Origin of the sequence: Collinsella sp. TF12-2AT (assembly GCF_003436735.1) — a bacterium.
GTDB lineage: Bacteria > Actinomycetota > Coriobacteriia > Coriobacteriales > Coriobacteriaceae > Collinsella.
Genome location: NZ_QSQK01000023.1, coordinates 1 through 6,217 on the forward strand (window position 1 = coordinate 1; position 6,217 = coordinate 6,217).

A 6,217-nucleotide genomic window follows, 5' to 3' on the forward strand; every position below is an offset into this window, starting at 1 on the left:
ACGGCCTCGATCTGCTCGACGGGGTTGTTGCCGAGGGCGTTGCCGCCAAGGGCGACGACGATGCGGTCGGGCTTACCGTACGGTTTACTCATAGTATTCGTTCACTTCCCAGCTACTAGCGAAGCGTCGCGTACATCATGGCCTTAATGGTATGCATGCGGTTCTCGGCCTCCTGGAACACACGAGACTGCGCGCTCTCAAAGACCTCGTCGGAAACCTCCATCTCGGTCACGCCGAACTTCTCGGCAATCTCGGCGCCGATGGTGGTCTGCGTATCGTGGAAGCTCGGCAGGCAGTGCATAAAGATGGCGCCGGGGTTTGCCTTGGCCATGACCTCGGGCGTTACTCGATAGGGAGAGAGAAGATCGATTCGGCTCTTCCACAGCTCCTCAGCCTGGCCCATACCGACCCAAACGTCCGTATAGATCACGTCTGCATCCTTGACGCCCTCGTCGATATCCTCAGTGAGCTGGATCGTGCAGCCATTCTGAGCGGCGATCTCCTGGCAGCGCTCAAGAAGCTCGGGATCGAAGTGCGTGGCGCCCTCGACATCGCCCTTGGGTCCGCAGGAGCAGAAGTTAATGCCGAGCTTGGCGCAGATAACCATCAGGGAGTCGCTGACGTTGCCCTGCTCCTTGCCCATATGGGTGAGCTTCATGCCGCGCGTGTCGCCAAACTCCTCACGCATGGTAAGAATGTCGGCAAGGGCCTGGGTGGGATGGTACTCGTTGGTCAGACCGTTCCAGACGGGAACGCCAGCCTTGGCGGCAAGCTCCTCGACGATCGACTGGTCGGAGCCGCGATACTCAATACCGTCATACATGCGACCGAGCACGCGGGCGGTATCCTCGATGGACTCTTTCTTGCCCATCTGCGACGAGCCGGGGTCGAGGTAGGTCACACCCATACCCAGGTCCATACCGCCGACCTCGAAGGCACAGCGCGTGCGCGTTGAGGTCTTCTCAAACAGCAGGACAATGTTCTTGCCCTCGAGAAAGCGGTGCGGATAACCGGCGCGCTTCATATCCTTGAAGTTCTTTGAGAGGTCGAGCATGTACTCGATTTCCTCGGACGTAAAGTCAAGCAGGGTAAGAACGCTTCGACCAGAAAGATTAAGAGCCATGATTTGAGTCCTTTCGGTTGTTGGAACACACAAGGAGGGATGGGCGGCGCAGACGCACACGCGCCGCCCAGATACGCTAACGCTGACTAGATTTCCTCACGCCAGAACGGCATGGTCATGCAGCGCGGGCCGCCGCGACCGCGAGAAAGCTCCTCGGAGGGGGCGACGAGCAGCTCGACGCCAGCCTTGTAAAGAGCATCGTTGGTGACAACGTTGCGCTCATACACGCAGACCTTGCCCGGTGCGACCGCAAGAGTGTTGGAACCATCGTTCCACTGCTCACGGGAAGCCTCGATCGGATCGCCACCACCGCACTCAATCATGGTGATGTGGTCCATACCCGTCGCAAGCTCGAGAATATGCTGCAGGGTGCCCTCGAGCTCCTCGATATGCACCTCCCCCTCCGAATCGCCCTTGGTCAGGCGGTAGGCACGAAGCGTCTGGTAGATGCCGGGATAGACCGTGAACTTATCGCGATCGACCTGCGTGCAAACGGTGTCGAGATGCATGTAGGCATAGCCGTGCGGAATCTTGATGGCATAGATGTTCTCGATTTCGGCCTCATCAGAACCCCAGAACATATTCTTGGCGAGCTCATCGATGGCCGCAGTCTGGGTACGCTCGGAAATACCGATGGCGAGCGTCTTGGCGTTGATGTTGAGAATATCGCCGCCCTCGATATGCCACTCGCTATTGTGGTCGTACCAGATGGGGCTACCGGCGTAATCGGGATGGTTGCGGAGCACCGTTTCGTAGAAGATTACCTCGCGATTGCGCTGATTCCAGTACATGCGGTTCATGGTAGCGCCCTTGCCCACGACAGCCAGGGGATCACGGGAGAAATACGAGGCGGGCATGGGGAAGAGGACCATGTCGTCGCCCTTCAGCTCATCGCCGTCCAAGCTGGCAAGAGAGCCGCCGACATGCGGGATCTCGAGGTCGCGCACATACAGTCCGCCCATAGCCGTGAGGACAAATTCCTTGTTGTCCTTGATGGAATCGAGCTTCTCGACAACGGCCTGGCGAAGGGCCGCGTTGGAGATGCCGGACTCCCCCATGAACTTCGTCATGAACTCTGCGCGAGTGCCCTCGACTTTGTCAAACGTCTCAGCGAGCAGCTCTTCCATATAGACGACCTCGGCGCCAGCGCCGCGAAGAAGGTCGGTAAACTGATCGTGCTCTTTCTGGGCATAGTCCAGATAGAACGCGTCGTGAATCCAAACGCGGTCGAAATCCTCCGCCTTCATGTTTACAAGATCCATACCGGGGCGATGGACGCACACCTTCTTGAGGGCGCCAATCTCGCTATGAACGTTCAGTCCTTTGTTCATCTCTATCCTTCTTTCTCACAACTTGTATGTGGGGTTTTGCATTTACGGCAGGGGGATAAGACCCGAAACCGCAGTGAATGCCATGCAGATAACGCTTACGACCAGGAAGAATTTCCAAGCGACCTTCCACCACTGGCCAAGCGGAATCTTACAGACGCCAAGACCGGCAACGAGCATCGCGCTTGTCGGCGAAATGAGAGACATGGCAGCACTGCCCATGGAAAGGCCGGTAACTGCAGCCTCGGGGTTTAAGCCCATCAGCTCAACAAGCGGGCCGAAAATGGGAATCGTAAGAGCAGCGATGCCCGAGGAGCTCGGAACGAGGATCGACAGAAGGTTATCCACGACGTAGAGAATGCTCGTAAAGATAACGGCTGGAACTCCAGTGAGAGCCGTGGCGAGCGTATTGAGAATCGTATCGATGATGAGGCCGTCATTGGCGATTACGAGGATTCCGCGGGCAAGTCCAACAACGATGGCAGAGAACGCGAAATCTGCAATTCCCTTAACGAACTCGCCAGCGATCTCCTTCTCATTCATCCCGGAAACAACACCAGAAAGAAGGGCCATGGCCAAGAAAATCGCAGAGATTTCGTTCATGTACCAGCCCTGGGCTACCAAGCCCCAAATGATAGTGCCAAGTCCAAGCACGAAAATAACCATGACGGCTTTTTGCTTAGCGGTGAACTCGCTATCGAGGAGGTTCTCGTCCGCGCCAAACTCTTTGCGCTTCTCGATATCATCGTGGAAAGCTGGGGATGCCTCGGGATTCTTCTTAACCTTGAGGGCATACATCACAACCCATGCGATGGCAACTGCCGTGAGCACGACAAGGGCGATAGTACGCAACCAAAGCTGGGGGTTGCCCTGGATACCGAGGATGCCCTGGGAAATCAGGACGTTGAACGGGTTAACGGTAGATGCGATGTATCCGATACGGGCACCCACAAACACCGTCATGAACGCTGTAATTGAGTCGAAGCCCATGGCCATCATGATCGGCATAAGAATCGCAAAGAACGGAAGCGTCTCCTCTGCCATACCAAAGGTGCTGCCGCCCAAGGCAAAAAGCGCCATTAGGATCGGAATGATGAGGACGTCCTTGCTCTTGAACTTCTTCACCACTCGGGCGACGCCGCTCGTGATGGCTCCGGTCGCCGTGATGACCTGGAAGGAACCTCCCACAATCATAATGAATGCAACGACCTCGACCGCTTGCTGGATGCCGATCGCAGGGGCCTCAAGTACTTCGAAGATGCCTTGGCGAAGATCGACCTCGTTGCCGTCCTCGTCCGTATAGACCTTATCGACAGGCTCATAGGTGCCCGAGACCGTTACCTCGCGACCGTTAACCTCCTGGCGCTCAAACGAACCCGAAGGCACGACCCAGGTCAGAACGGCAAATACGGCCATCAAGACGAGAATGATGGTGTACACGTGCGGGACTCGAAGAGTGCGCTTCTTTTCTGTCTCTGCCATCTCTCCTCCTTAATTCAGGGGTTTTTCGTTGCCGGCAAAGCCATTGTGTCATCGCGCAAAACACCCTTCCGTCTCTTCGCCCGCCAACGAAGCGCATCGACCCGTAAACGGACTTTAGATTGACGTAATTTGTCAATTTGCTTTCTAGATTGATGTTTAACATCAATTACTAAGCCGGTTCGTGCCATTCACCTGTGACAGATATGATGTAAATTGAATCGAACTCGTAATGTGCCACTATGGAAGCAATCAATACTCATCGCCAAAGCGAGGTCTTATGTCCGCACTACATGTTCAAAACGAAATAGGAAAGCTAAAAAAGGCCCTCCTGCACTGCCCCGGCCCCGAAACGCGCAACTACCCCGACGGGCAGTTCAATCGGGTCTTTACGTTGCGTCCGTCTAGCAGCTCATTCGATCTTGATAAAGCCCTTAGGGAGCATCATGCTTACTCGGCGATGCTCGAGCACGAAGGGGTAGAGATTCTCTATCTTGAAAACCTTCTTACCGAAGCCCTTGATGCGACAGAGCAAGCGCGTCGCTCTTTTATCGATAGCTACATTTCAGAATGCGGCGCGCGGGGCATTGAGCTCGAGTCTGCCATTCGCGAGTATCTTGAGCATATCGAAGGTTCCCGCGACCTGGTCCAGGCAGCCGTCAACGGCGTTCGCTACTCCCAGGTCTTCGACACGAACAAGGAGGTGTTCAGCCTCTCAAAGCTGACGGGAGACGCATACTCACCCGACGACCTTCTCATAGCCCCCCTTAACACCATGTGGTTCACGCGCGATCCAGCAAGCGTCATCGGCGAAGGTGTCACGCTCAACCATATGTACTGGCCAGAGCGCAACCGTGAGGTTATCGCCTATAAAACGATTTTTAACTATCATCCGGATTTCCGCGAGACTCCTCAGTTCTTCAAGCATGAATCGACTTACCACATTGAAGGCGGCGACCTTCACAACCTCAACAGCGAAAATGTAGCCGTTGGCATCTCTCAACGAACCGAGCCAGCAGCTATAGACACCCTAGCGAATAACTTGCTCTGGGACGAGAACTCGACTATTGAGTCCGTATGGGCCATTGAGGTTCCCTACGATGATCTCTGCATTCATCTCGACACATACTTTGCTCGTGTTAACTATGAGACATTCCTCATTGACCGGGAGCTCCTGGACCAAGCGCGAGTCTACTGCATTACACGAGGCAGATCGGAAAGGACAACCCGGGCGCGTCATGTCGAAGGCGGACTAAAAGAAGCGCTGGGATTAGCCCTGGGTTTAAGTTCACCGCAATTTATCCCTTGCGGCGGCTCAAATCCCGGAGCGGCAGAGGTCGAAAGAACCAACAATGCCATAAGCACCCTTTGCCTGGAGCCCGGCAAGGTCTGCGTATACGAAGAGAACACCGAGACTAACAAGGCACTGGAGCAGGCCGGTATTGAACTTGTTCCCATCTCTATCTTTGAGCTGACAAACGGCTTTGGCGGCCCCAACTGCCTCTGCCTTCCCCTCGTCCGCGCTTCATAACATGGGAACGGGTCAAAACATAAAGGCGCTTCGCAAGCGCGACCAGCTCACGCAGGAGGAGTTCGCGGCACTTGTCGGCGTCTCCAAAGAAACGGTATGCCGTTGGGAAAAGGACCGCTATGTCATCCGCCGGTCGACACTGCTCAAGATCGTTTCGAAATTCAATCTGCAGTTTGACGACCTCGCATCGGAAACCGCAGGGCTTGCCGCAAAGCTCGACCACGAGGGGCGGAAGGGGGAATCCAAGGAAACTACTACTGACTCCCTTTGTGATGTATTTAAAATTCAGATGAATGGAGGCAGAACGGGACTCAAGCAGACCGGAACAACGGCGCTCCCCTCATCCGTATTCAAAAACCATCGCGGGTGCTTCTTTGTTCAAATGGACACATCTGCCATGTCCAAATGCTATCCGATAGGATCCCTTCTCCTCGTGGATCCAAACCTGAAACCCTGGAACGGATGCTCCGTCCTCGCCTTGGCCGATAATTCCAGAATGGTCATACGGCGATATAGCACCGGCACGAACACCGTGATGCTGTCATCCTACTCATATCGCACGTCGGAACCGGATATTGTGCTGGACAAACGCCGAATCAGGATTCTCGGAGTCATCGTCTGGTTTCAGGCATCCCATGACCTGAGCATCTAACCAAATTTGCTCTTGTTTACCCCCTGCACACATCTCAAACAGCAAAAGCCCCGCAGCCGGAGCGGACTGCGGGGCTCATGAAGAGAGGCTAGTTTGTGGGCGTC

The 6,217-nt window shown here is 55.1% G+C and carries 5 protein-coding genes; 2 read left to right on the forward strand and 3 right to left on the reverse strand.

What is annotated here, in order from left to right:
- Positions 1-115: 115 nt before the first annotated feature.
- From argF to DXD24_RS09955, 3 genes are all read right to left on the reverse strand, one after another.
- Positions 116-1,123, reverse strand: coding sequence for an ornithine carbamoyltransferase (argF, locus tag DXD24_RS09945; protein ID WP_117646648.1), 1,008 nt, complete (start codon positions 1,121-1,123; stop codon positions 116-118).
- An 86-nt stretch (positions 1,124-1,209) separates the two neighbouring features.
- Positions 1,210-2,454 (reverse strand): arginine deiminase family protein, encoded by a 1,245-nt coding sequence (locus DXD24_RS09950; RefSeq protein WP_117641075.1) that lies wholly within the window; start codon positions 2,452-2,454, stop codon positions 1,210-1,212.
- Between the two features lie 42 nt (positions 2,455-2,496).
- Positions 2,497-3,933, reverse strand: coding sequence for a YfcC family protein (locus DXD24_RS09955; protein WP_199407999.1), 1,437 nt, complete (start codon positions 3,931-3,933; stop codon positions 2,497-2,499).
- A 277-nt stretch (positions 3,934-4,210) separates the two neighbouring features.
- Here DXD24_RS09955 and DXD24_RS09960 point away from each other — a divergent pair, with 277 nt between their 5' ends.
- The gene (locus DXD24_RS09960; RefSeq protein WP_158549404.1) at positions 4,211-5,461 is read left to right on the forward strand and encodes an arginine deiminase family protein; all 1,251 of its coding nucleotides are present in this window, start codon (positions 4,211-4,213) and stop codon (positions 5,459-5,461) included.
- Position 5,462: 1 nt separating this feature from the next.
- On the forward strand, positions 5,463-6,113 hold the full coding sequence (locus tag DXD24_RS09965) for a LexA family transcriptional regulator (protein WP_117646649.1): 651 nt from the start codon (positions 5,463-5,465) through the stop codon (positions 6,111-6,113).
- The last annotated feature ends 104 nt before the right edge of the window (positions 6,114-6,217 follow it).